Here is a 23,427-nt window from a genome sequence, read left to right on the forward strand (position 1 = left end):
TTACATTTTGGTCAAGCGAAGTACGCGAAATTGAAGAAACGTTAAAAGAGCAATTACAATCATAAATACAACTGAAATGGCAGAGGCATAGCCGAAACGAAAATTAATAAAAGCTTCGTGATAAAGAAGTGTCGAAAGAATTTCAGTTGAGTTGGAGGGACCTCCATTTGTCATTGCAATGATTAAATCAAATGCTTTAAAACTTTGTATGGTCGTATAAGCTACAACCATTGTCGTAGCTGGAGCTAAAAGAGGCCACGTAATGCGCTTGAATTTTTGCCATCGTGTTGCTCCATCAATACTAGCAGCTTCATATAACTCACTGGGAATAGCTTGAATTCCAGCTACAAAAATAATAAGCATTTGACCAGTATGTGCCCAAAATTGTACAAAAGCCAAGCTGTAAATTGCGATATGTCCATTTCCAATCCAAGACTGGGTCCAATGCTCAAGGCCTATTTTACTTAAAAACAGGTTAACTCCTCCAATGTTGGGGTCATACATAAAGTTCCACGTGAAGGCAATCGATACGGACGAAATAATCGTCGGTACAAAAAAGAGTGAGCGATAAAATGTATTCCATGCAGAATTTTTATAAAGTAAAAGTGCAAATCCCAAGCTCAATAAAGTTTGAAAGATCAGCACGCCAATTGTGAATTTTAAGTTGTTTGTAAGAGACTGTGTAAAAATAGCATCGTTTGTTAAAATTTCTTTGAAGTTTTGAAACCCTACAAATGAGAACTGAGAAGACAATCCATTCCAATCAGTTGTGCTTAAAAATAAAGCAGAAAGCGTTGGCAATGCAAAGAAAACAGTATATATGATAAAGCCGGGAAGTAAAAACAACCATAGATGTCGGCTTTTAGAGATACTTTTAAATGAAAAGAGAGGAAAAGAGAACGAAGGGGTTCTCTTTTCTTCTTCTTGAATAGACGTATTAGTTTTTAGCGACACGTTCTACCTCTCCTTGTGCTTTTTCAGCAGCTTTTTTCGCTGACATACCGGATAGTACGTCCTGTACAGATGTTTCAACAGCTTTTGATACGCGCTCATTTAAAATTGTAAATCGAGGTTGGAAGACCGTTTTTTTGCCTTTCCATTTTGCGCTTTCTTTGAGTTCAGGTGAATTATATTTCACGTCTTTGACCGTTAATAACTGGCCAGTAGCATTCGCATACTCAGAAGAAATCTTTGGATCTGCAAGGAAAGTTAAAAATTTCTTAGCAGCTTCTTTGTGTTTTGATTTTTCAGCAACACCTAATAAGAATGTCGTGGTATGAACACCTTCGTATTTTGCTTTATCTTGATCCACTGTAATCGGTGCAAGCAAACCTTGATCAATCTTCGGATTTTGCTGTTTGACTGTAGCCATCATATAAGAACCTTGAGCAAGCATTGCGCCTTTTTCCTGAGCAAAAAGTGCTGCAGCACTTTCTTTTTTCGTACCAAGAGCATCTTTTTGGAAGTAACCTTTGTCATTTAATTCTTTAATTTGGGATAGGGTTTTGATAAACCATTCATCAGTTAGCTTGCGCTTGCCCGTTTCTACTTCGTGAAGGGCGTTGTTTGTAGGTTCGTTATTCATAATCATTGGATTAATAAATTGAGAAGGACTTACGTCTCCTGAAAATAAAATCGGCGTGTATCCATTTTTCTTTAATGTTTCAGATGTTTTTAAAAAGCTATTCCAATCTTTAGGAACATCTAAATTTAATTTTTCAAAAATGCCTTTGTTATAGACAGGGATGTTATAGACTAGCTGATAAGGAAGAGCATATTGCGTATTATCCGCTTTCCCCGCTTGGATTAGCTTTTCGTCAAATTTGCTGAGTAAGTTTTGGTCGTCCAACTTTGCAAAACCGTTTGCTTTGCGAATCGTTTCAAATTGACTTCCTGGAAAACTAGCAAATACATCGATACCTTCTCCAGATAGTAGAGATCCTTGAATTTGTGATTGATAGGAATCAGAAGGAAAGACGGTCATTTCTACATGAATATTTGGATTTTTCTTTTCAAATTGCTCAATGATAGAATCAAAAGCTTTCGAATCTTCTCCTCGCCAATGCGTAAAGTTAATGGTTACTTTTTTAGAAGAGTCGCTGCTGTCGCCGCTTGTTGAACTGTTTTTGCCGCAGCCTGCGATGATCACGGTGAGCATTGCTAACAGAATTAATAATTTTTTCATTTTAGTTCCCCCACTTATAGAATTCATTTTAGATAGTTATTGGTCAATTTTGATACGGTTGGTAGATGCCTGGTCAAAGAAATGAGCATGATTCATTTGAAAATGAAATGGAAAGTGCTGATAAACTTGAATATGTTCATCCCCAGGGATTTTAGCCACAAAGAGCTGGTCTCCTAAACTACTGTATAGCATATACTCTGCTCCTAATAACTCAGACACATCTACCGGTAATGAAATATGAGGAGCATCAGAAGAGGCCCGCGTAATATGCTCAGGTCGAATTCCTATAGTAACGAACTGATTGTTGTAGCCTTTTTCATGTAACGAATGCATTTGATTTTCTGTCAGTTGAAACTCATGTTCACTGATGTGCAGTTTGTTGTTCACTACTTTTCCTGTGAAAAAGTTCATTCCCGGTGATCCTATAAAACTAGCTACAAACGTATTCTCTGGAGCATTATATATTTGCATAGGTGAACCTATTTGCTGAATTTTTCCATCTTTCATAACTACAATTCTGCTTGCCATCGTCATCGCTTCTGTTTGATCGTGGGTTACATAAATAATGGTCGTCTGCAACCTCTGATGAAGCTTACTAATTTCAGCTCGCATTTGTACGCGAAGCTTGGCATCAAGGTTAGATAAAGGCTCATCCATTAAAAAAATTTGGGCATTCCGTACAATGGCTCTTCCTAAAGCCACCCGCTGACGCTGCCCTCCTGATAACGCTTTTGGCTTGCGTTTTAAATAGGGTTCTAAGTCCAAAATACGAGCCGCTTCTCGAACGCGCTCATCAATTTCTTGTTTTGGGACTTTGCAGAGCTGCAAGCCAAATGCCATGTTGTCGTAAACTGTTAAATGAGGGTAAAGCGCGTAGTTTTGAAACACCATTGCAATATCTCGGTCCTTAGAAGGTAAATCGTTTGCACGATCTCCATTAATAAGCAATTCTCCTTCTGTTATCGATTCAAGGCCGGCGATCATTCGAAGGGTAGTGGATTTGCCGCACCCTGAAGGGCCTACAAATACAATAAATTCTTTGTCTTGAATATGAAGATTGAAATTATCAACTGCAAGACTATCTTTTCGGTATTTTTTATACACATGCTGTAACTGCAGTTCTGCCATTTTTTCTCCTTTCAGCAGGCTTTTAAAAAAATAAAAGCCTCTAATTGCACAGACGGTTTGTACGTGTATCTGGCAATTAGAGGCTATCGGTTGACCGGTAAGCCTGTATTATGTAGTTTTGAGTGATTGAATCTGTAAGTAATTTTAAAATATATTATTCCTATATGTCAAGTGAGAATTAAGATATTTTAATAAGTTCGATTATTTTCTTAAATGAAAGAAGCCACTTATTAAGCTAGAGATGCTGGTTTTGAGAATAAAACAAACAGCTGGTGTGTAGAATGATAGTATTCACTTTTATAGTAAGCACTACAGAGAGAGGATGTTTATAAATGGATAGAAACACGGAGTTCACTATGATTCGTCAAGCGTTGGAAAACAGCTATCATTTAATGCAGCAGGGAATAGAAGTAAGCGGAGAAACGCTTACTCAGCTGGAACAAGCAAAAGCCGAGTATGAAGCGGCCTTTTTATTGTCTCAGTCCACGGACTCAAAATTCCGCTGTAATTAATTTTTAATAGTACTTATTCCGTTTGTGCTCTATACACTCAGCTTTTATACAAAAAGGTTCTGTCCTTACAGGCAGAACTTTTTTATGTTCAGCTCTTTTTATTGACATTTTAGATAAAGTAGTCAATAATTAAGTTTTGCTTACATGAGAAATTTACTAGATAAAAAGAAGTGAAGCTAATTTTTATTGATAGATATTTACATAAATAAAGGAGTCAGTATCGATGATGAGAGAGCGGTTGCCTTTTACAATTGAGCGGGATGAAAACTTTTTTGACAAATTAAATGAATGGATAGGTGATGTTTTTTATGAACATCTTCCAGACGCGGGGTTAGAACTTCGGGATGAACAAATTTTTATGGCTTTTCAAATCGAACGAGCTTTTAAAGAAAAAAATGTAATATTTGCAGAAGCAGGTGTAGGAACAGGGAAAACTATTGTGTATTTACTGTACGCTATTTGTTATGCAAGGTATATTGGCAAGCCAGCTATTATTGCCTGTGCGGATGAAACATTAATTGAACAGTTAGTAAAAGCCGAAGGAGACATTGCAAAGCTCTCTGGTATTTTAGATATTAACATGGATGTTCGCCTAGCAAAATCTCAAGATCAGTATCTGTGTTTAAAGAAATTAGATGCTGTGACAGCACGAACAGATAATGAAAACATTGAAGAAATTTACGATACGCTTCCTGATTTTGTTCATGATCATAGCGGTATGCAGTCGTTCTATCACTACGGAGACCGTAAAGAATATCCTCATTTAACGGATGAGGAATGGAATCAAATTAACTGGGATACGTTTCAAGACTGTTCTTCCTGTGAGCAGCGTCATAGATGCGGCTTAACGCTTTCACGTGAGCACTATAGAAAAGCACATGACTTAATTATTTGCTCTCACGATTTTTACATGGAGCACATTTGGACATATGAAGCCCGCAAGCGTGAAGGACAGCTTCCCCTTCTTCCTGAAAGCAGCTGTGTTGTATTTGATGAAGGTCACCTGCTGGAATTTGCTGCACAAAAGGCTTTAACATATCGCATTCAAGAAGATACGTTAGAAAACTTGTTAACGCGTCTATTAGAAAATGACGTGCGAGAAGAATTTGCTGTGAAGATCGAGCACGCTATCGATGTATATGCAATGTTCTTTGACCGTTTAAGTGAAGCAAGTACAGAAATCGTTGGTTCTAGCCGTAAAGAAGTAGCCCGCACAAACGGATTACAAAGTGTAGGAAAAGAACTTTTATCGCTGCTTGAGCATATCGGAAACGAGCTTGTGTTTGAGAGTGAGACCTATACAGTAGACGAGTATACGCTGCGAATTGTAGATGAGTACCTAGATCAAATTGATTATTCGCTGCGCTTATTTATGGACAACGAAAATGCCATCTACTGGGTAGAAGAAAATAACTGGCAGCTGACGTTGGTTATTATGCCGCAAGCAGTAAAAGACGTCTTAAAAGAACGAGTATTTGCGAAGAAAATACCATATATTTTCACTTCTGCGACTCTTTCAGATAACCAATCGTTCGATTATTTAGCATATAGCTTAGGAATTGCAAAGCCGCTTTCTTTTTCTGTTGAATCGCCATTTGATTATGATGAGCAAATGAAAATTGCGGTAAAAAATGTTTCGGATGATCAAGAAGAAGCGTTTGCTGAAAAATTCGCCTTTGCTGTTGCGCAGCTCGAAAAAACGAACGGACGAGCACTTTTACTGTTTAACAGCAAAGAAGAACTAGAGATGTTCAAAGAAGTTTCCAAAGAGTTAAATCAGTACACATTTTTATTTGAAGGCGATCAAGAAATCAGTAAATTAGTATCTCAGTTCCAAAGGGAAGAAGAAACGATTTTATGCGCTGTTCATTTGTGGGAAGGATTGGATATTCCTGGACCTTCGCTATCTAATGTAATTATTTGGTCTCTGCCGTATCCACCAAATGATCCGGTCTTTGAAGCAAAGCGCAATCAAGTAGTCGATCCATTCTGGGATGCAGATATGCCGTATATGCTTCTTCGCTTAAAGCAAGGAGTTGGAAGGCTGATTCGCTCTCATAACGATAAGGGTCTAATCACGATCTTTATGCCAAAAAGCACAGATTCAAAAGTGCGTTCAATCATTGAACAAAATGTCCCAACGAAAATAGAAAACGTATAAAAAAGCGCGGTTGTAGCCGCGCTTTTTTATACGTATAATAGATTGAATATTCAGTTATATACATGCCGTTACTATTATGATAAAATAATTTATGGTGAAATAAGGAAAGTAAGGAGGAAAAACAATGAGAGAAGACATACAGAAAATTGAGAAACAGTTTTATGAATACATGAATAAAATCAAAAGTTATCAAGAGGCAATCGGAGTGATGTACTGGGATTTGAGGACGGGTGCTCCAAAAAAAGGGGCGGATCAGCGTTCTGAAGTTATTGGTATGATTTCATCAGAAGCGTTCAATCTTTCTGTTTCTGATGAAATGGCAGGTTTTATTGAGAAATTAACGAACCCTGAGTCACAGCCTTACATAAACGATATTACGAAAAAAGCAGTGGAAGAATGTAAAAAAGAATATGATTTAAATAAAAAGATTCCTCCGCATGAATATAAAGAATACGTTACATTAACTTCAAAAGCTGAGTCGGTTTGGGAAGACGCAAAAGAAAAAGCAGATTTTGCTTTATTTCAACCTTACCTCGAAAAAATTGTAGCGTTCAATCAGAAGTTTGTGGAGTATTGGGGGTATGAAGGAAACAAATATAACCGTTTATTAGACCTTTTTGAACCGGGGATGACGGTTGAAATCTTAGACGAGGTATTTGGAAAGCTACGGGAGCATATTGTGCCTCTTGTTCAGCGAATCGCCGGGTCGAATACAAAGCCAAATACGGAATTTTTATTCCGTACTTTCCCAAAAGAAGCGCAAAAGCAATTTAGTCTAGACGTGTTAAAAACGCTTGGCTATGATTTTGAAGCGGGGCGACTTGATGAAACAGTCCATCCTTTTGCTACTGGCTTAAACCCGGGAGATGTGCGCATCACGACTAAGTATGCTGAAAACGATTTCCGAACGGCTATTTTTGGAACGATTCACGAATGCGGCCATGCTTTATATGAGCAAAATATTTCAAAGGATCTTGTCGGTACGGTTCTATGTGAAGGTACTTCAATGGGAATTCATGAATCGCAGTCGCTGTTTTTTGAGCAGTTTGTCGGAAAAAATAAAGCATTTTGGCAGCATCATTACCACGTACTAAAAGAGCATGCGCCGGGACAATTTGACGATGTAGATTTAGAAGATTTTTACCGAGGAGTAAATGAGGCGAAACCGTCGCTTATTCGTATTGAAGCAGATGAGTTAACGTATCCTCTTCATATTATGATTCGCTATGAGATTGAAAAGGGATTAATAAACGGAGAATATAAAGTTGCAGATTTACCAGAAATTTGGAATGAGAAATACGAAGAATATTTAGGAGTTCGTCCAGGTCACGATGGAGAAGGCGTGCTTCAGGACGTACACTGGGCCGGAGGAAGCTTTGGGTATTTCCCTTCCTACGCTCTTGGCTATATGTACGCAGCTCAGTTTAAGCATACCATGTTAAAAGACTTGCCCAATTATGATGAACTCCTCGAAAAAGGAGAAATTTCGCCGATTACAAATTGGCTAACAGAACATATTCATCAGTACGGAAAAATGAAAAAGCCTCTTGAAATTTTAAACGATGTAACGGAAGAAGGCTTAAATGTAGATTATTTAATTCAGTATCTAGAAAAGAAATATGGAGAAATTTATCACGTATAAAAAGCGCTATAACCGAATATTATGTTTTGTATCACAAGTAAATGTTCGAAAATATCGTTTTTAGATATTTTCAAATAAAAGATTTGCTGATATAATACAATTAACTCAATAACGCACTCATATAATGACGAGAATAAGGCTCGTAAGTATCTACCAAACTACCGTAAATAGTTTGACTATGGGTGAGCGATGAAGTTTGTTTTTCACTTTTGTGCGTAAAAGCTCAAAGACATTGCTCTACTCATATACGAGTGCAGCTATGTTTTTGAGCTTTTTTAATACAAACGTTGGAGGAACGAACTATGAAAGCTTTGCAAAACAAAATTTTAACAGATGGTATCGTATTATCAGACACGGTTTTAAAAGTAGACACATTTTTAAACCACCAAATGGATCCTGTATTAATGAAAGAAATTGGAGAAGAATTCGCTTCGCGTTTTGAAGATGCAGGAATTACGAAGATTTTAACGATTGAATCATCTGGAATTGCTCCAGCGATTATGACCGCATTGAAGCTAAACGTTGAGATGGTGTTTGCTAGAAAAAGAAAATCTTTAACACTTCAAGACGGACTCATTACATCAAAAGTATATTCATTTACAAAAAAAGAAGAAAATGAAATTTCAGTTGCTGATAAATTTATTCAAGAAGATGACGTGATTTTAATTATTGATGACTTTTTAGCAAACGGTCAAGCTGCATTCGGCTTGATGGATATCGTGCAAAAAGCAGGTGCTAAAGTAGGCGGCATTGGTATTGTTATTGAAAAAGCGTTTCAAGATGGAGGAAAACAAATTCGTCAATCAGGCGTTAAAGTAGAATCATTAGCACGCATTCAGTCTTTATCAAATGGTAAAGTGACATTTGTTGAAGATAAACCAACAGTGGAGGTTTAATATGAATAAAGGAAAAGTCTTTTCACTTGGTTTACAGCATGTTTTAGCTATGTACGGAGGTGCGATTGTTGTTCCGCTTATTGTTGGAGGAGCCATTGGCTTGACTCAGCAGCAGCTTACGTATTTAGTGGCGATTGACTTATTTATGTGCGGTGTGGCAACACTACTGCAAGTATGGAAAAATCGTTTTTTTGGAATTGGTCTTCCAGTTGTATTAGGGTGTACGTTTACTGCCGTAGGACCTATGATTTCAATTGGAGGTTCTTACGGCGTTTCCTCCATATATGGTTCTATTATCGTGGCTGGTTTACTCATCGTCCTTCTTTCTGCTTTTTTAGGTAAATTGGTTAAGTTTTTCCCTCCTTTAGTTACAGGTTCGGTTGTAACGATTATTGGAATTACGTTAATTCCCGTAGCGATTAAAGATTTAGCCGGAGGAGAAGGAAGTAAAGATTTTGGCAGCTTGAGCAATCTAGGTTTAGGTTTTGGCGTTTTGTTATTAATTATTGTTCTGTATCGATTTACAAAAGGATTTATGCGCTCCGTCTCTGTGTTATTAGGATTAGTTGTTGGAACAATTGCAGCGTCTTTTATGGGAAAAGTCGATTTTTCCGGCGTAAAAGGAGAAGCGTGGGTTCATATGCCACATGTGCTGTACTTTGGGATGCCAACTTTTAATATTATGGCCATTCTGACAATGTTCCTTGTTTTACTTGTTGGCATTGTCGAGTCAACAGGCGTTTATTTTGCTGTTAGTGATATTTGTAAAAAAGAAGTGGATGAAAAAGATTTGTCTAAAGGCTATCGTGCAGAAGGATTGGCCATTTTATTAGGCGGATTTTTTAACGCATTTCCTTATACAGCGTATTCTCAAAATGTAGGACTTTTACAGTTGTCAGGTGTTCGCACAAGAAATGTTGTATTTGCAGCGAGTGGAATTTTAATCGTTTTGGGTTTTCTACCTAAAATCGCAGCCGTGACGACAGTTATCCCGAGCTCTGTACTTGGAGGAGCAATGGTAGCTATGTTTGGAATGGTAATCTCTTCAGGTATTAAAATCCTTAGTCAAGTTGATTTAGCCAAACAAGAAAATCTTCTTGTGATTGCATGTTCGGTTGGCATGGGTCTAGGGGTGACGGTTGTACCTGAAATCTTCAAAAACTTACCAGAGAGTCTTCAAGTTCTTACTGGAAGCGGTATTGTAATGGGGAGCTTTACAGCAATCTTTTTAAATATTGTCTTTAATATGATGAAATCACCACGTACGCAAGTTGCAGAAACAAAGTTAACAAATGAAGTAGTATCGAAATAAAAAGAGGCTAGAACAAAAGTATTTTAGTGAAGAAGATCCGAACGATTAATCGTTCGGATCTTTTCATTGTCCTAAGGAACATAGCTTTAACAAGCGATCCATAGCAGATCATTTGTCCAATTTGTTCGTCTTTCCTATTAAGACCGTGTTTTGAAAAAGAGTGTATAAAGCATTTTCCCCACGTCAGGGTTTTTTGCCACTAATGAAATTTCTCTTTTGAATTTGAAGTCTGTAATGGGTAACGCTTTAATGTTTGAGCTTTGTAAATGGCGCATAAAAATTTCAGGGAGAATTGAAATACCTAAATTAGCTGAAATAAATCCCATAATACTTTGCGCAAATTCAATTTCATTGGAAATGGAAATTTTTAAGTTATGACGCTTGTACGCTTTTTCTACTAGTGTCCGAACATCGCACCTTGGGGGGAGAACTACAATGGGTTCTTCTTTGAAATCTTCAAATAATACGCTTTCTTTTTCGGCTATCGGGTGCTGATCATTCACAAATAAATAAAAGTCTTCTTTGAACAATAGTTTTGACCAGTAAGTATGTTGAACCTCTCGATCATCAAATAAAGCCCCGTCAATTTGATTGCTTTCTAACTGCTCTAACAAATCATAATAGTGATGCGAGGTTTTTATATCAATATGGCGATTGTGCTCTTTAGCAGAAGCCAGTTGATAAGGTAAGTAAAAAGCAGCCATACTTTGCCACGTTCCGATAGTTAAATCACAAGCTTCTTGCGTAGACACTAATTTTTTTTGAAGAGCATGAACACTTGAAAGTATGGATTCACCTTCTTGTAAAAGAATTTCACCCGCTGAGGTTAATTCTACTCCTGTAGCGGAGCGAATAAAGTGACACATGGCAAAAAGACGGACGCATTCGCAAATTAACATTTACTGGTTCAACAGCGGTTGGTAAACATTTAATGCGCGGTGCTGCGGATACTGTGAAAAAATTATCGCTGGAATTAGGCGGTCACGCACCGTTTATCGTAACAGAAAATGCAGATTTAGACGCTGCTGTAAACGGCGTAATTGCTTCTAAGTTTGTCAACGCAGGTCAAACGTGCATCTGCACAAACCGCGTATATGTACAAGAATCCATTGCAGATGCTTTTGTTGAAAAATTTGCAGCAAAAGCAGCGCAATTAACAGTAGGAAATGGATTAGAAGAAGGTACACAAGTTGGACCGTTAATTAACGACAAAGTGGTTGAGAAAGTAAAAGCACAAATTGCGGATGCAAAAAGTAAAGGAGCTAAAGTTGTGGTTGGCGGACAAGCTATAACAACTAAAAACGGTTTCTTTATGGAGCCGACAATTATTACAAATGTAACTGATGACATGAATTGCATGTTTGAAGAAACGTTTGGACCATTGGCCCCTGTAGCAACATTCAAAACAGTAGAAGAAGCTGTAGAACGAGCAAACAATAGCCCTTATGGTTTAGCCGCTTACGTATTTACAGAAAACATTAAAGAAGCAACGTTTGTATCTGAAGAGTTAGAATACGGCATTGTAGGAGTAAATGATGGCTCTCCGTCTGCAGCTCAAGCTCCATTCGGCGGCTTTAAAGAAAGTGGTCTTGGACGCGAAGGAAGTCATTACGGCATTGACGATTATTTAGAAGTAAAATATATCTCAATGGGACTTTAATCAAAAGTAGAGGGACAAAAATATTTTAGTCGAAGTGAAACACGAACTAGCAACTAATAATCAAAATTATTGGTTGTTAGTTCGTATTTTTTTGTTGTGAAGATGGACGTAGCTTTCATGTGTTTCGTTGTGTCCCAGCCTCTTTTTTATGCACTTTTGTAAAGAAAATTTGGAATAATAGTTCTTTAACGCAATTAATTGCATTTCTAGGATGTCTGTGCAAGAATAAGTATTTCAAAAATGGTTTAGCTTTGTTTAAAGCGTGGGTAATACAACAAACGCACATGATTGCTTGTTAGATGAAATAAAAAGCAGAACTTTACCACTGATAAATTACCCACGCTAGAACCAAAATAGTAGTACTGAATGGTGAAAAATATAGGAGTTGATATAGATGATTACAGCAGAGAAAAACATAGTGAAATTTAAAGCAAAAGACGGACGTGAAGTCACTATTCGCCCTGCACAGGCAAGCGATGCAGAGCATATTACAACAGCGGTAAGAGAAATTATTGAGGCTGGGGAATTTATTCAAAAAGATGAGCCGCGTACAGTCCAAGAAGAGCAAGATTTTATTGCATCAGTAGAAAAGAACAATCACATGTACGTTGTAGCTGAAGTCGAAGGTGAAGTACTTGGAATTGCACGTGTTCTTAGAGGCGAAATTAAAATGAAGCGCCACACGGGGCTCTTCCGTACATGGCTTATTTCAAAAGCACAGGGAATGGGAATAGGAAAACAATTTATGAATTATACGCTAAACTGGTGCAAAGAAAATAATCTTCATAAACTTTCTTTAACTGTGTTTGCTTCGAATAAAGTGGCATACGAATTGTATAGAAAGGTAGGATTTGAACAAGAAGGCGTTATGAAAGAACAAGCTTATTTCAACAATGAATATGTAGATGAAATCTATATGTCCATTTTCTTTTCATAAAAAATAAGCACTTATTTTCGTCAATCCATAAATTGTATCTGTACATTCAGATTATTTGCGCTATAATAAAAGTGCACAACAAACATACACTTCTTCAAAACGTAGACTTTCCTGAGTTACAGGAAAGTTTTTTTATGTTTCGCTTCCATTCCACTAAAAAAGAATTGAATAAATCCCCAGCTATTACAAATGTTAAATGTAACGCAATCAAAGAGGTGAAGTGTATGCCAAAGATTATCTCAGTTGGATTTGGAGTTCCCCCTTATGAATTAACTCAGCAAGACACGCTGCTATTTGCAAAAGAACTTTTTTCCGAATCATTTAAAGATATTAATCGGCTGCTGACCGTTTTTCAAAATGGTCAAATTGAGAAACGTAATTTTGCCAAAGACTTGTCTTGGTTTCAAGAAGATCATACATTTGAAGAAAAAAATGATGCTTTTATAGAATCTGCTGTTGAATTAGGTACAAAAGCGATTGAAGACTGCTTAACAAATAAGAACTATGTAAGTACTCCTTTGCCGTGTGGAGAAATTGAGGCTGTTTTTTATGTTTCAACAAGCGGTTTAGCTACGCCTAGCATTGAAGCGCGAATTATGAATAAGCTTGCGTTCTCAGACCATACAAAAAGAATTCCTATTTGGGGATTAGGGTGTGCTGGAGGAGCGTCTGGGCTTTCAAGAGCTTATGAGTATTGCAAAGCCTTTCCGCGTGCCAAAGTCCTTGTTTTATCCATTGAGCTTTGCAGTTTAACTTTTCAGCGAAATGATCGTTCAAAAAGCAACTTAATTGGTACGTCTTTATTTGCGGATGGAGTAGCGGCTGCTTTAGTCGCAGGTGACGAAGCTGATACCACTTTTGCCCTTGCAAAAAGCTATCCTAACATTTTACATACACAATCGACGCTCATGCCCAATTCAGAAGATGTAATGGGGTGGGAGATTAAAAATGATGGACTATTTGTCGTCTTTTCAAAAGATATTCCCACGATTATCGATTCGTGGTTAGGCGGAGAAGTTGAGTCATTTTTACAAACTCAGCATTTGACCAGTCGCGATTTGAAGCATTTTGTTGCTCATCCTGGAGGGAAAAAAGTGCTTGAAGCATATGTATCAACGCTGTCGTTAAACGAAAATATGATTGCTGATTCCCTAGATGTACTTAAAAACCATGGAAACATGTCTTCGGCAACCGTTTTGTATGTGCTAGACCGCTTTATGAAGAAAGAAATTTCAAGTAAAGAATACGGTTTATTAACAGCTCTTGGCCCTGGATTTAGTTCTGAAATGCTTCTATTAGAGTGGAGGTAAAGCGATTGTTTTTTTATAGCTTTTTTGTATTTATTATCTTACAGCGTCTATGTGAATTGGTTATTGCCAAAAGAAATGAAGCTTGGATGAAGAGGCAGGGAGCATACGAAGCTGGTCAAAGTCACTACAAATGGATGGTAAGCATGCATGCCGCTTTTTTTGCTGCTCTTTTTACGGAAGTGTACGTGTTAAACGATGGAATGTATCGCTTTTCTTTTTTGTTGTTTAGCTTTTTTGTGCTTGTGCAACTTGCAAGAATATGGGCTATTTCTTCGTTAGGAAAGTATTGGAATACAAAAATTATCGTTTTGCCTAATGCGAAGGTTGTGCTAAGAGGTCCTTATCGTTTTATGAAGCACCCTAACTATACAGTAGTAGCGGCAGAATTGGTGTTAGTTCCGCTTATGTTTCAGGCATACTGGACGTTAGCTGTTTTTTCTGTTTTCAATTTGTGTATATTAGCCGTCAGAATTCCCTTAGAAGAGCAAGCGTTAACGAATGAAACAAATTACGGCGAAGTGATGCAAAACAGGGGACGTTTCTTTCCTGTAAAAAAATCTTAAAACTAATTGAAAATGAATATCTTTCATGATAAGATGAAACAAATGATAAAGATTATCAATTTCATCAAGTAGAAACGGTGGTGGACGTAATGGTTAGTCTTTTTGTGATCGGAGCACTTGCTACATATGTTGGCGTCACAACGTATGTAATGAAAAATATTGAAAAAGCCCAGAAGGCGTAACATACATGCGATGAATAAAAAAAGCTGTCAAATTATTGACAGCTTTTTTTATTGTTTTTGTAACTAAAAATTCAGTTTTTTATGGGAAAACGCATGCGAATCAAGTAAAATAGAGAAAGAATAAGCAGAAATGAAGATGGATAGAGCACATTTAAATACAGTCTTGAATGAGGCAAAAGGGGTAGAGTAATAATGGGTAAAGTGAGTGTGAAACATCAAGAAAATCTCCGATTGGAAGCATCTCTTTTTCATTTACATAAGCAATTTCAAGCAGCTGGAGATGAACAGCAGGCAGCAAAAGCAATACAGCTGTTAAAAAAGTGGGTGAACGGCGAATTTGTTGTAGCATTTTGCGGACATTTTTCGGCTGGAAAATCGAGCATGATTAACGAATTAATGGGGCAAGCAATTTTGCCTGCAAGTCCTATTCCAACAAGCGCAAACTTAGTATCAGTAAAAGCAGGGGATGAGCATGCAACCGTTTATTATCGCAAACAGTCGCCGGTGCGTTATGAAGCACCTTATGAGTATGAGCAAATTAAGCAGTTTGCTGTGGATGGAGATGAAGTAGAGTCCATTCATTTATCGATAGATACAGATGCTATTCCTAAAAATGTTGTGGTGATGGACACACCAGGAATTGATTCAACAGATGATGCACATCGTGTATCGACCGAGTCAGCTCTTCACTTAGCGGACGTTATTTTCTACGTGATGGATTATAATCATGTGCAGGCAGAATTAAATCTTCAATTTGCAAAACAGCTGCAAGAAGCTAATAAAACGCTTTATTTAATTGTAAATCAAATTGATAAACACCAAGAAGATCAGCTAACATTTCAAGCATTTAAAGAATCTGTAGAAACGTCATTTTTAAAGTGGAATGTGAGACCAGAAGGAATCTTCTATACGTCGTTAAAAGAGCCAACCAACCGTCATAATGACCTTTCGTACGTAAAATCTCTATTACTTGCTATGATGACGGAAAAAGAAAACCGGCATCAGCATATTCAACATGCGATGCAAATGTTAATTGACGATCACCTTGCCTTTATTGAAGACCAAGAAGAAGAAAAGTTAACGATTCATGACGAGCTGCGCCATAAGCTGACGCTTGAGAATCATGAAATGAATAAGCATCAAAAAGAGCAGCTTCTCGAAAAAGAAGCGGAAATAAGGCGTGCTGAAAAGCAGCTAGCAGAAACGTACCAACAAGAAACAGGTAAGATACTAAGCAACGCCAATTTAACACCATATGAAATGAGAGAAAAAGCTAGGCTGTTTTTAGAAACGACAAAGCCTGATTTTAAAGTAGGTCTTTTATTTGCTAAGAAAAAGACCGAGGAAGTAAAAAAAGAGCGGCTGACGTTATTTTTTGATGATATGAAAGAACGAGCAGCTTCTCAGCTGCAGTGGCACTTGCAGCAATATGTGCAAGAGCTGGTGAAAAATCAAAATCTTACCGATCCGGATCTTATACGCCAGGTTCAGCAGTTTGAAATTCCGTTAGAGCCGCATGATTTAATTGAAACGGTAAAGGCAGGAGCTACGATTAATGGTGATTATGTTTTAACGTACGCAAAAGATGTAGCCGAGCATATTAAGAAAAAAGCGACGCGATTATTATACGAGCTTTATGCGCAAATTGAACAGAGCAAAATCGAGCAAGATGAAGTAAAGCGTAAAAAAATTTATCAACACTTGCAGGAATGTGAAGTATTTGAAGAAGCGTATACATCTCTTCAGGAAATGAAATCAAAATTGGCACGTACAAAAGCTTTGCTTCAATCTTTACAGCAAACTGATGACGACCTAACGGCAGAAGATACAAACGAGTTGTCATATATGTTACAAGAAGAATATGAAACGGGCATCATGAAAGCTGAAGAAAAGCAAGAAGCTGTGAGTGAGCAGCAGTTAGTTTCACAGCCTGAGGAAGCTGTGCATGAAACAGGAACGGAAAAGGTTCTTCAAGATGTATCAGCTGTTCTCGAACAGCTCCGTTCATTTGGAAAGTTAGACCGCTTTATTACCAGACTTCAAGAAAAGCGTAAAAAGCTATCAAATCAAACGTTTACTGTAGCTTTATTCGGAGCGTTCAGTGCCGGTAAGTCATCTTTTGCTAATGCGTTGATTGGAGAAAGATTACTTCCAGTATCTCCGAACCCAACAACAGCAACTATCAATAAAATTATGCCTCCAACAGAAAAACGGCCGCATAAAACAGCTGTTGTGCAAATGAAAACAAACGAGCAGATGATCCAAGATTTGAATGGTGCACTTAAGCTGTTTCACCATGAAGTAGAATCAATTGACGAAGCGTTAACAATTATTCCAACTCTGCAGGCAACAGAAGAGCTGCAGCTGCATTTGTCGTTTTTACAGGCAGTAGAAAAAGGCTACGGCGAAGTCAAGCAGCATATCGGTTCAGAAGTAGTGGTGGATACAGAAGGATTTCATGATTATGTAGCTAAAGAAGAAAAAGCGTGTTTTGTTCAATTTATTAACCTGTATTATGACTGTGAATTTACTCGCTTAGGCATTACACTCGTTGATACACCCGGAGCTGATTCAATCAATGCGAGACACACTGGAGTAGCGTTTGAGTATATCAAAAATGCAGATGCCATTTTATTTGTAACGTATTATAATCATGCGTTTTCAAAAGCTGACCGCGAATTTCTTATTCAGCTTGGCCGTGTAAAAGATGTATTTGCGCTTGATAAAATGTTTTTCTTAGTAAATGCAGCGGACCTAGCCAGCTCGGATACAGAGCTGCAGTTAGTTCAGACCTATGTAAAAGAACAGCTTGAACAGTATGGTATACGTTTTCCGCGCTTATACCCGGTATCAAGCTTGCAGGCTTTGCAAAACCATGAGGATAAAATGTTTCTGCCATTCAAAAATGCGTTTTACCGCTTCATAAATTATGAATTACCAGAGCTTGCTATCCAAAGTGTCTATGCAGATTTCGAACAAATTTTAGCAGTTTCCAATGAAATGAAACAGGTGCAAACAAAATCAGAAGTGGATAAAAAGCGATACATTCAATCTCTTCACATAAAAAATGAGCAGGTAGCAGCAAAACTGCATGAAATTCATTTTGAATATGAACAACAGCAGTTTGACCGAGAATTAGAAGAGCTCTTATTTTATGTAAAAAAACGTCTGTTTGTAAGGTACGATGACTTCTTTAAAGAAGCCTTCAGTCCGGCAAACTTAAGGGATGATCGAGGTGAAAAGCAAAAGCAGCTGCGCCTTTGTTTGCAGGAGTTGTTAACGTCTATTTCCTTCGACGCAACGCAAGAAGTGCGTGCGACCACTTTGCGAATCGAAAAATACATCGTAAAATTAATCGAAGACTGGCATCGAATGATCATTACAAAGCTACAGCGCTATGAACCGACGTTTACTCCAACGTTGAACTCGTTAGAGCCTCCAAATGGCAGTGAAGTTGTGACAAGTCATCAATTTGATGAGAATGAATCGTATCAAAAAGAGCTTTCACTGTATAAAAACAATAAAAGCTTTTTTGAAAAAAATGAGAAAGTAAAGCTTCACGCTGCTTTACTAGAACGTATTAAGCCGGATATTAATCACTACATTGCGAAAGAAGAAGCCGCTCTTCATTCACACTATACCAATTTAGTGAATCAGTACGTTTTAGCGCATAAACAGTCTGTATCTGAAGAATGGTATGATTATTACAAACAGCTGCAAGCGGCCGTGTCTGAAGAATTTCCAATTCAAGAATTGGTAAGTACAATGACGGTGCTAGAACATGTATTGGAGGAAAGAAAGGGTCATTAATTTTTATGTCTACACACATAAATAAACGTTTACAGGAAATTGAAAAAGAATATAATGTGGAAATTTTGTTTGCATGTGAATCAGGCAGCCGTGCTTACGGACTCGACACGTTAGCGAGTGATTTTGACGTCCGCTTTATATACAAGTATAAAGCATCACGCTATCTTCATCTCAATAGACCTCAAGAGGTCATTAATGTAGCAGAAGGCAATTATGATATGCAAGGGTGGGATTTGTACAAAACCATTTATTTGTTTACAAAATCAAACCCTTCGCTTTATGAGTGGCTATGGTCGCCTTTTGTTTATTATCAGAAGCCATCGTTTGCTGAGCCCCTGCGGCAAATGATGGCTCAATCATATTCCTTAAAAGCATTGGGGTATCATTATTTTAAAATTTTAACGATAAATAGTAAAAGAAATCTGACATCTTCTGTTACAATAGAGGATATAAAAGTGATGCTTCAACTGATTCGTGCATTTTTATCACTGAAAGTAGTAGTAAAGCAGCGCAGTTTCCCTGTCATTTTATTTGCCGATTTATGTAAGCAGGCAAATCTCGACGATAGGCAGCAATCCATCATTGAGCAATTTGTACAGTGCAAGATAAGCGGGAAAGTTGCTTTTAATGAAAAGATGAAAAACTTTTTGGACAGCATTAAGAAAGAAGCTGCAGCGATAGAAAAAAGCGTAAAAGAATTACCGGAAAAGCAAATCAGTTATGAGGACATTAACTTATTTTTACTAACTCAGCATAATATAATGGAGGAACGAACATGAGTGTACATAAAGAAATTTCAGCCCATTCTAAAAAACAACACGAATTAGTACGTGCTTTTGCAAGCTTAGAAGCTCGACGCGAGCAAGCTATTGAAGCAGCTGTGCTTCTTTGCAAAGAAGGGAAACCCTTTTCTGTAGACGGTATTAATGCTGTAACAGCAGAAATTAATGAGCTGTCTCAAAAATATACCATCATTCCAGGCCGTAAAGTAGTGACAGAAGAAATGGTTAAAGAGTACGTAGCAAGAATATAAACGTGCTAAGCTCTGGTGTTTTTACCTTAATTTGAACAGGATATGACGTGCCGCTTGATCCATACTAATAGTGTACCAACGAGGTACAAATAGGAGGAGATAGCGATGGGTCGTCAAAAATTAGGTAATAAAAATGCGCAAGCGAATAACAATGCAAAGCATAATTATAACCAAGAGTTCTCTTCTGAGTTTAAAGCAAATCAGGCTCAAAAAGCAAAACGTGCAAAAAGTGCAAATGACACTTATGCTGGGGAGTTTGCTTCTGAGTTCAACGTGCAACAAAACCAAAACAATTCTGTTAACAAGAAGTTAGAAGCTAATAAAAGTGCAAATAATCAATATGGCCAAGAATTCGGCTCTTATGCTGAAGTTGAATCTGCCAAAATGAATAATGCTGCACAAAAAAAGCGTAAAAAATAACAGAACTGTTTCCAAAAGCGCCGAGATTAGTCTGCTCTGTCAGCAGATTAGCCCGGCGTTTTTTGTTGGGCAATATTTGCTTGGGTACGAGATGTCAATCCATCGCAAACTATAGATGAGGTGAAGCAATATGAATAAAGGAATTGTCATTGCTCTTTCATCAATCGGTTTAGCCCAAGCCTTAAAAATCCCCATTAAAAAGTATCAAACAGGAAAATGGGATATGCGGATGATTGCTGCGTCGGGTGGAATGCCAAGCTCTCATTCAGCCGGCGTATCTTCTTTAGCGACCTATGTAGCGTTAAAAAGAGGTGTTTCTACGATTGATTTTGCGTTAGCATCTGTTTTTGGAATTATTGTGATGTACGATGCACAAGGAATTCGAAGGCAGACTGGCGAAATTACTATTAAAGTGAATACGTTAGATGAAGAAATTGAAAAGCTTGCGGGTCTTCCAGACGGAGGCTTTCACGATTTGACGGAACAGCGCTTGAAAGAAATGCTTGGGCATCAGCCCGAAGAAGTGATTGGCGGAGCCATTTTAGGAGTAGCACTTGGAGCGATTGGCTATTTTTTAGAAGGGAAATCATAGTCAAATAGCCAAAAGTAAGCTAAGATAAAGAAGAACCTTTGCAAAAGGATGGGACGAAAAAGTGACAAAAACAGCTCAAACGGTTGAAGAGTATCTTCTTTATCTTGAAGAAAAAGGCTTTCATTTAGCAGAAGATGCACGTGGATTTATTTCATTTGGTCAGCAGTATACGCGTGCAGCTGACGAGATGGTCATATTTACAATTGAATGGACACTAAAAGTACAAAAAGAATTTGACGGCAGTTTTTTTGTATCGCTCCTCGAGAATTTGACATCAAATCGTATTAGCAATCAAAAACAAGCCATTCAATATTTAAAGTCATCAGGTATGATTTAAGCAGGATTACATTCCTGCTTCTTTTTGATTAATGGCTTGTCTAGCCAGCTGATCAGCACCTGCATTTTGAGAGCTAGGGATCCACTTTATAAAAAATAACTCAAATTGACTGGACAATTTGAGGGCTTCTTCCAGTAAAGGAGCAAACGCTTTATTTTTAACGTATTCTTGGTTCATTGCGCGGTCTACTAGCTGAGAGTCGGTTCGAAAAGATACGCTCGTATACTTTTTTTCTAAACAAATTTTTAATGCATGAAGAAGTGCATGGTACTCTGCTTCATGATTCGTCATTGTCCCAAGAGCAATAGCGTAACGATGATGTTCACCATTTCCTTTAATTAAAATACCAGCTCCAGAAGGACCAGGGTTGCCAGCAGTGGCTCCGTCTATATAAACTTCAATCATCATACAGCCTCCTTGTTAAAACAATATAAGCTTAAACCATGTTTTTTCATCAATAGTATTGTATCATAAGTACTTCAGCTATTTTATATTAGCACGTATAAACGCTAAAATCCGCTTATTAGGTAAGAAAACTGTCATGAAAAGACATAATAGAAGATAAAATACAAAAAAGCAGAAAAAGTGTTGAATTCAAAATTGCTGATGAAAGGAATGCTCGTTATGAATTTCCAAATTGAATGGCATTATAAATCCTCGAAACATAAACAGTTAATTTTCACCTCCGATTTCACAGATGCGAATGAGGCGCTAATGATTGTGGGTGATTTAGAAAAAACAGGTCGAACGAAGGAAATTTTTCTACTTGATGAGCAGCAGCAAAAATGGACTGTAAAAGAAGCGAAAAAGCTCTTACAGGAAGTACAGACAGAGCCCCACGATATTGTGGCATATTTTGACGGAGGCTATGAGCATGATACGCTCTTAGCGGGGCTTGGGGTTGTGATTTATTTTAAACAGAACAACAACTCTTACCGAATACGACGCAACTCAAGGCTGCAAGAGATTGAATCAAATAATGAGGCAGAGTATGCTGCTTTTTATTATTTAATACAAGAGCTTGAGGAACTTGGTGTTCATCATATACCGGTAACGTTTAGAGGTGACTCTCAGGTTGTATTAAATCAGCTAGCTGGGGAGTGGCCCTGTTTCGAAGAAGAGTTTAATCGGTACTTAGATCGAATAGAAGATAAAATGCAGGAGCTTGGTATCCGGCCGGTATATGAGCCTATTTCAAGGAAGGAAAATGAAGAGGCTGATCAGCTTGCTACTCAAGCTCTTCAAGGGATACCAATTGCTAGCAGGAAGCAAGTGTAACACACAGAACGAAATGGAGATGAACGAGAGTGGAACGTAAACAATTATTAGAAGAAGTAACGGAGTTATTGGATTACTACTGTAGTGATTGTTTTGTAAAAAAAACGTTTAATAAAGAAAAGGGCAAAACATACGCTCAGACGTTTTGTATTAAAGAGTGTACCGTAGGAGAAAAAATTAAGCAGTATGGAGATTTGCTGACTAAAAAGTAAGCGTGTATAATTTGCCGGCAGCAGCTTCATTCTATCCATATGGAGGTGTTCTTTCAATGGATAAGTTTTTAAATGAAGAAGTAACAACAGGATATAATGATTTAAAGCAAGTAGAAGTGTCTATTCAATCTGCTCAAAAGATGATTGGGACAGCTACGATGAGTATGAGTCCTCAGCAGCTTGAAGAGGCAACGAATGCGCTTAATGATGCAAAAACACAGCTTCAATCTGCCAAAGCTCATGGCACAGGAGTAGACGAGCAATTTCTTCAGCAGTGCATGCAGTCTATTCAAACATGTGAACAGCAGCTTACTGAGGCCAAACGCTAGGCATAACAAAAAAGAGACTCGGAAAAGAGTCTCTTTTACTATAAAATAAAAAGATCTATTTATGATAGCTTAGTGACATTAGCGGCTTGCGGGCCTCTATTGCCTTCTACAATTTCAAAAGATACCTCTTGTCCTTCTTCCAAGGATTTATAACCTTCGCTTTGGATGGCAGAAAAATGTACAAATACGTCGCTGCCGCCTTCAACTTCAATAAAGCCATAGCCTTTTTCATTGTTGAACCATTTTACTTTACCATTTTGCATAACTTGAATCCCCCTAGTACTGTGCAGCCTCATGCTGCTGAAACTCGAATTATCATTTCCAATAGAGGTAAATGATTGTTTATATTATATAATAAGAAGAAATAAAATTTCAATATTAAAATTTAACTTTTCTGAAAATTAAATTTTATTTAACGTAGGCGTAGTACAATTATAACTAAAAAAATTTCTTATGAGATGAAAAATAACTGAAAATTTAGTTTATAATAAAAGTATAGTCAGCATAATTTTAAAGCGGTGATAAGGAGTGGATCGTGTATGTATCGTACACAAGTAAATGGAAAAGAAATCATTTTGTTATTTTCAACGCTCGAAGCAGCAAAGAGCCGCAGCAACCTAGAGAAAGAGCAAATTTATAAGCGCGTATTGCATTTAAATGAGCAGCTGCTAATGTTTCAAAATGGAACAAGCTTCACCATTGGCGATCCGTTAGGATTAATTGTAGCTCAAGTGAAAAAAAGTGATTTGACAACCATATATATCGAACATATCATTGATAAACAGTTTATGTATGATGGAGAGGGGCATCGAGGTGAAGTAGTGTAACAAGGTGACACCTATATATGAAGAAGCGTACGGAGATACTCGTACGCTTCTTCATATATAGGATTAAAAATATGCGATTTTACAAGTATTAACAGGGATAA

Annotated in this window: 24 protein-coding genes, 1 pseudogene and 1 riboswitch; of the genes and pseudogenes, 19 read left to right on the forward strand and 6 right to left on the reverse strand. The window is 37.5% G+C overall.

Going from position 1 to position 23,427, the window contains the following annotated elements:
• Genes BG04_RS18625 through BG04_RS18635 form a run of 3 tightly spaced genes read right to left on the reverse strand, consistent with a single transcriptional unit; the run spans position 1 to position 3,313 of the window.
• Positions 1-954 carry a carbohydrate ABC transporter permease gene (locus BG04_RS18625; RefSeq protein WP_013082365.1) on the reverse strand — a complete coding sequence of 318 codons (954 nt, stop codon included), beginning with the start codon at positions 952-954 and terminating at the stop codon, positions 1-3.
• Positions 938-2,185, reverse strand: a complete 1,248-nt coding sequence (locus tag BG04_RS18630) for an ABC transporter substrate-binding protein (RefSeq protein WP_034653376.1) — start codon at positions 2,183-2,185, stop codon at positions 938-940. Before BG04_RS18630 ends, BG04_RS18625 begins: the two co-directional genes overlap by 17 nt.
• Positions 2,186-2,221: 36 nt before the next feature.
• Positions 2,222-3,313 (reverse strand): ABC transporter ATP-binding protein, encoded by a 1,092-nt coding sequence (locus BG04_RS18635; protein WP_034653374.1) that lies wholly within the window; start codon positions 3,311-3,313, stop codon positions 2,222-2,224.
• A 332-nt stretch (positions 3,314-3,645) separates the two neighbouring features.
• On the opposite strand from BG04_RS18635, the gene BG04_RS18640 reads away from it, so the two are divergent.
• From BG04_RS18640 to BG04_RS18660, 5 genes are all read left to right on the forward strand, one after another.
• Positions 3,646-3,825 carry a hypothetical protein gene (locus BG04_RS18640; protein ID WP_016763491.1) on the forward strand — a complete coding sequence of 60 codons (180 nt, stop codon included), beginning with the start codon at positions 3,646-3,648 and terminating at the stop codon, positions 3,823-3,825.
• A gap of 223 nt (positions 3,826-4,048) precedes the next feature.
• Positions 4,049-5,986 (forward strand): ATP-dependent DNA helicase, encoded by a 1,938-nt coding sequence (locus tag BG04_RS18645; RefSeq protein WP_034653370.1) that lies wholly within the window; start codon positions 4,049-4,051, stop codon positions 5,984-5,986.
• Positions 5,987-6,110: 124 nt separating this feature from the next.
• Complete coding sequence (locus BG04_RS18650) at positions 6,111-7,628, forward strand: carboxypeptidase M32 (RefSeq protein WP_034653368.1); 1,518 nt, start codon at positions 6,111-6,113, stop codon at positions 7,626-7,628.
• A gap of 97 nt (positions 7,629-7,725) precedes the next feature.
• Positions 7,726-7,827, forward strand: a riboswitch (purine riboswitch).
• 103 nt (positions 7,828-7,930) lie between these two features.
• Positions 7,931-8,524: a xanthine phosphoribosyltransferase gene (locus tag BG04_RS18655; RefSeq protein WP_013056157.1), complete on the forward strand. Its 594-nt coding sequence runs from the start codon at positions 7,931-7,933 to the stop codon at positions 8,522-8,524.
• Between the two features lies 1 nt (position 8,525).
• Positions 8,526-9,836: a nucleobase:cation symporter-2 family protein gene (locus BG04_RS18660; RefSeq protein ID WP_034653364.1), complete on the forward strand. Its 1,311-nt coding sequence runs from the start codon at positions 8,526-8,528 to the stop codon at positions 9,834-9,836.
• A gap of 137 nt (positions 9,837-9,973) precedes the next feature.
• Here the strand turns inward: BG04_RS18660 and BG04_RS18665 are convergent, their stop codons facing one another.
• A complete protein-coding gene (locus BG04_RS18665) occupies positions 9,974-10,735 on the reverse strand; it encodes a LysR family transcriptional regulator substrate-binding protein (RefSeq protein WP_034653363.1) in 762 nt (253 codons plus the stop codon).
• Between BG04_RS18665 and BG04_RS18670 the strand changes: the two are divergent.
• From BG04_RS18670 to BG04_RS18715, 10 genes and pseudogenes are all read left to right on the forward strand, one after another.
• A pseudogene (locus BG04_RS18670) lies at positions 10,696-11,496 on the forward strand (aldehyde dehydrogenase family protein); the annotation flags it as partial. The gene BG04_RS18665 and the pseudogene BG04_RS18670 overlap by 40 nt on opposite strands.
• Positions 11,497-11,890: 394 nt before the next feature.
• Positions 11,891-12,433, forward strand: coding sequence for a GNAT family N-acetyltransferase (locus BG04_RS18675; RefSeq protein ID WP_016763496.1), 543 nt, complete (start codon positions 11,891-11,893; stop codon positions 12,431-12,433).
• A 224-nt stretch (positions 12,434-12,657) separates the two neighbouring features.
• The gene (locus BG04_RS18680; RefSeq protein WP_016763497.1) at positions 12,658-13,743 is read left to right on the forward strand and encodes a type III polyketide synthase; all 1,086 of its coding nucleotides are present in this window, start codon (positions 12,658-12,660) and stop codon (positions 13,741-13,743) included.
• 5 nt (positions 13,744-13,748) lie between these two features.
• Positions 13,749-14,306: an isoprenylcysteine carboxyl methyltransferase family protein gene (locus BG04_RS18685; RefSeq protein WP_034653362.1), complete on the forward strand. Its 558-nt coding sequence runs from the start codon at positions 13,749-13,751 to the stop codon at positions 14,304-14,306.
• A 374-nt stretch (positions 14,307-14,680) separates the two neighbouring features.
• Positions 14,681-18,298, forward strand: coding sequence for a dynamin family protein (locus BG04_RS18690; protein WP_034653360.1), 3,618 nt, complete (start codon positions 14,681-14,683; stop codon positions 18,296-18,298).
• Positions 18,299-18,303: 5 nt separating this feature from the next.
• On the forward strand, positions 18,304-19,077 hold the full coding sequence (locus tag BG04_RS18695) for a nucleotidyltransferase domain-containing protein (RefSeq protein WP_034653357.1): 774 nt from the start codon (positions 18,304-18,306) through the stop codon (positions 19,075-19,077).
• Positions 19,074-19,331: a DUF2533 family protein gene (locus tag BG04_RS18700; protein ID WP_013082381.1), complete on the forward strand. Its 258-nt coding sequence runs from the start codon at positions 19,074-19,076 to the stop codon at positions 19,329-19,331. The genes BG04_RS18695 and BG04_RS18700 overlap by 4 nt, the downstream gene beginning before the upstream one ends.
• Positions 19,332-19,436: 105 nt before the next feature.
• The gene (locus tag BG04_RS18705; RefSeq protein ID WP_013056168.1) at positions 19,437-19,751 is read left to right on the forward strand and encodes a hypothetical protein; all 315 of its coding nucleotides are present in this window, start codon (positions 19,437-19,439) and stop codon (positions 19,749-19,751) included.
• 130 nt (positions 19,752-19,881) lie between these two features.
• Positions 19,882-20,343: a divergent PAP2 family protein gene (locus tag BG04_RS18710; protein WP_013056169.1), complete on the forward strand. Its 462-nt coding sequence runs from the start codon at positions 19,882-19,884 to the stop codon at positions 20,341-20,343.
• Between the two features lie 61 nt (positions 20,344-20,404).
• Positions 20,405-20,680 (forward strand): DUF6123 family protein, encoded by a 276-nt coding sequence (locus BG04_RS18715; RefSeq protein WP_013082383.1) that lies wholly within the window; start codon positions 20,405-20,407, stop codon positions 20,678-20,680.
• A gap of 6 nt (positions 20,681-20,686) precedes the next feature.
• On the opposite strand, the gene BG04_RS18720 is transcribed toward BG04_RS18715, so the two are convergent.
• Positions 20,687-21,085: a reverse transcriptase-like protein gene (locus BG04_RS18720; RefSeq protein ID WP_016763502.1), complete on the reverse strand. Its 399-nt coding sequence runs from the start codon at positions 21,083-21,085 to the stop codon at positions 20,687-20,689.
• A 219-nt stretch (positions 21,086-21,304) separates the two neighbouring features.
• Between BG04_RS18720 and BG04_RS18725 the strand changes: the two genes are divergently transcribed.
• The 3 genes from BG04_RS18725 to BG04_RS18735 are packed head-to-tail and all read left to right on the forward strand — an operon-like array spanning position 21,305 to position 22,499.
• Positions 21,305-21,958, forward strand: coding sequence for a ribonuclease H family protein (locus BG04_RS18725; RefSeq protein WP_016763503.1), 654 nt, complete (start codon positions 21,305-21,307; stop codon positions 21,956-21,958).
• A gap of 29 nt (positions 21,959-21,987) precedes the next feature.
• Positions 21,988-22,170, forward strand: coding sequence for a zinc-finger domain-containing protein (locus tag BG04_RS18730; RefSeq protein WP_013056173.1), 183 nt, complete (start codon positions 21,988-21,990; stop codon positions 22,168-22,170).
• Positions 22,171-22,226: 56 nt separating this feature from the next.
• Positions 22,227-22,499, forward strand: a complete 273-nt coding sequence (locus BG04_RS18735) for a DUF2564 family protein (RefSeq protein ID WP_034653354.1) — start codon at positions 22,227-22,229, stop codon at positions 22,497-22,499.
• Between the two features lie 59 nt (positions 22,500-22,558).
• Here the strand turns inward: BG04_RS18735 and cspD are convergent, their stop codons facing one another.
• Positions 22,559-22,762, reverse strand: coding sequence for a cold-shock protein CspD (cspD, locus tag BG04_RS18740; protein ID WP_013056175.1), 204 nt, complete (start codon positions 22,760-22,762; stop codon positions 22,559-22,561).
• A 276-nt stretch (positions 22,763-23,038) separates the two neighbouring features.
• Between cspD and BG04_RS18745 the strand changes: the two genes are divergently transcribed.
• Positions 23,039-23,326 (forward strand): hypothetical protein, encoded by a 288-nt coding sequence (locus BG04_RS18745; RefSeq protein ID WP_013082386.1) that lies wholly within the window; start codon positions 23,039-23,041, stop codon positions 23,324-23,326.
• Positions 23,327-23,427: the final 101 nt, after the last annotated feature.

It is taken from the genome of Priestia megaterium NBRC 15308 = ATCC 14581 (assembly GCF_000832985.1).
Classification (GTDB): domain Bacteria; phylum Bacillota; class Bacilli; order Bacillales; family Bacillaceae_H; genus Priestia; species Priestia megaterium.

Excerpts from the sequence above, each read along its gene's own strand:
- BG04_RS18735 (WP_034653354.1), top strand. The coding sequence starts at position 22,227 with ATGGATAAGTTTTTAAATGAAGAAGTAACAACAGGATATAATGATTTA.
- BG04_RS18665 (WP_034653363.1), bottom strand. The coding sequence starts at position 10,735 with ATGTTAATTTGCGAATGCGTCCGTCTTTTTGCCATGTGTCACTTTATT.
- BG04_RS18660 (WP_034653364.1), top strand. The coding sequence starts at position 8,526 with ATGAATAAAGGAAAAGTCTTTTCACTTGGTTTACAGCATGTTTTAGCT.
- BG04_RS18680 (WP_016763497.1), top strand. The coding sequence starts at position 12,658 with ATGCCAAAGATTATCTCAGTTGGATTTGGAGTTCCCCCTTATGAATTA.
- BG04_RS18745 (WP_013082386.1), top strand. The coding sequence starts at position 23,039 with ATGTATCGTACACAAGTAAATGGAAAAGAAATCATTTTGTTATTTTCA.
- BG04_RS18655 (WP_013056157.1), top strand. The coding sequence starts at position 7,931 with ATGAAAGCTTTGCAAAACAAAATTTTAACAGATGGTATCGTATTATCA.
- BG04_RS18630 (WP_034653376.1), bottom strand. The coding sequence starts at position 2,185 with ATGAAAAAATTATTAATTCTGTTAGCAATGCTCACCGTGATCATCGCA.
- cspD (WP_013056175.1), bottom strand. The coding sequence starts at position 22,762 with ATGCAAAATGGTAAAGTAAAATGGTTCAACAATGAAAAAGGCTATGGC.
- BG04_RS18710 (WP_013056169.1), top strand. The coding sequence starts at position 19,882 with ATGAATAAAGGAATTGTCATTGCTCTTTCATCAATCGGTTTAGCCCAA.
- BG04_RS18690 (WP_034653360.1), top strand. The coding sequence starts at position 14,681 with ATGGGTAAAGTGAGTGTGAAACATCAAGAAAATCTCCGATTGGAAGCA.
- BG04_RS18650 (WP_034653368.1), top strand. The coding sequence starts at position 6,111 with ATGAGAGAAGACATACAGAAAATTGAGAAACAGTTTTATGAATACATG.
- BG04_RS18635 (WP_034653374.1), bottom strand. The coding sequence starts at position 3,313 with ATGGCAGAACTGCAGTTACAGCATGTGTATAAAAAATACCGAAAAGAT.
- BG04_RS18705 (WP_013056168.1), top strand. The coding sequence starts at position 19,437 with ATGGGTCGTCAAAAATTAGGTAATAAAAATGCGCAAGCGAATAACAAT.
- BG04_RS18640 (WP_016763491.1), top strand. The coding sequence starts at position 3,646 with ATGGATAGAAACACGGAGTTCACTATGATTCGTCAAGCGTTGGAAAAC.
- BG04_RS18695 (WP_034653357.1), top strand. The coding sequence starts at position 18,304 with ATGTCTACACACATAAATAAACGTTTACAGGAAATTGAAAAAGAATAT.
- BG04_RS18725 (WP_016763503.1), top strand. The coding sequence starts at position 21,305 with ATGAATTTCCAAATTGAATGGCATTATAAATCCTCGAAACATAAACAG.
- BG04_RS18645 (WP_034653370.1), top strand. The coding sequence starts at position 4,049 with ATGATGAGAGAGCGGTTGCCTTTTACAATTGAGCGGGATGAAAACTTT.
- BG04_RS18720 (WP_016763502.1), bottom strand. The coding sequence starts at position 21,085 with ATGATTGAAGTTTATATAGACGGAGCCACTGCTGGCAACCCTGGTCCT.
- BG04_RS18675 (WP_016763496.1), top strand. The coding sequence starts at position 11,891 with ATGATTACAGCAGAGAAAAACATAGTGAAATTTAAAGCAAAAGACGGA.
- BG04_RS18700 (WP_013082381.1), top strand. The coding sequence starts at position 19,074 with ATGAGTGTACATAAAGAAATTTCAGCCCATTCTAAAAAACAACACGAA.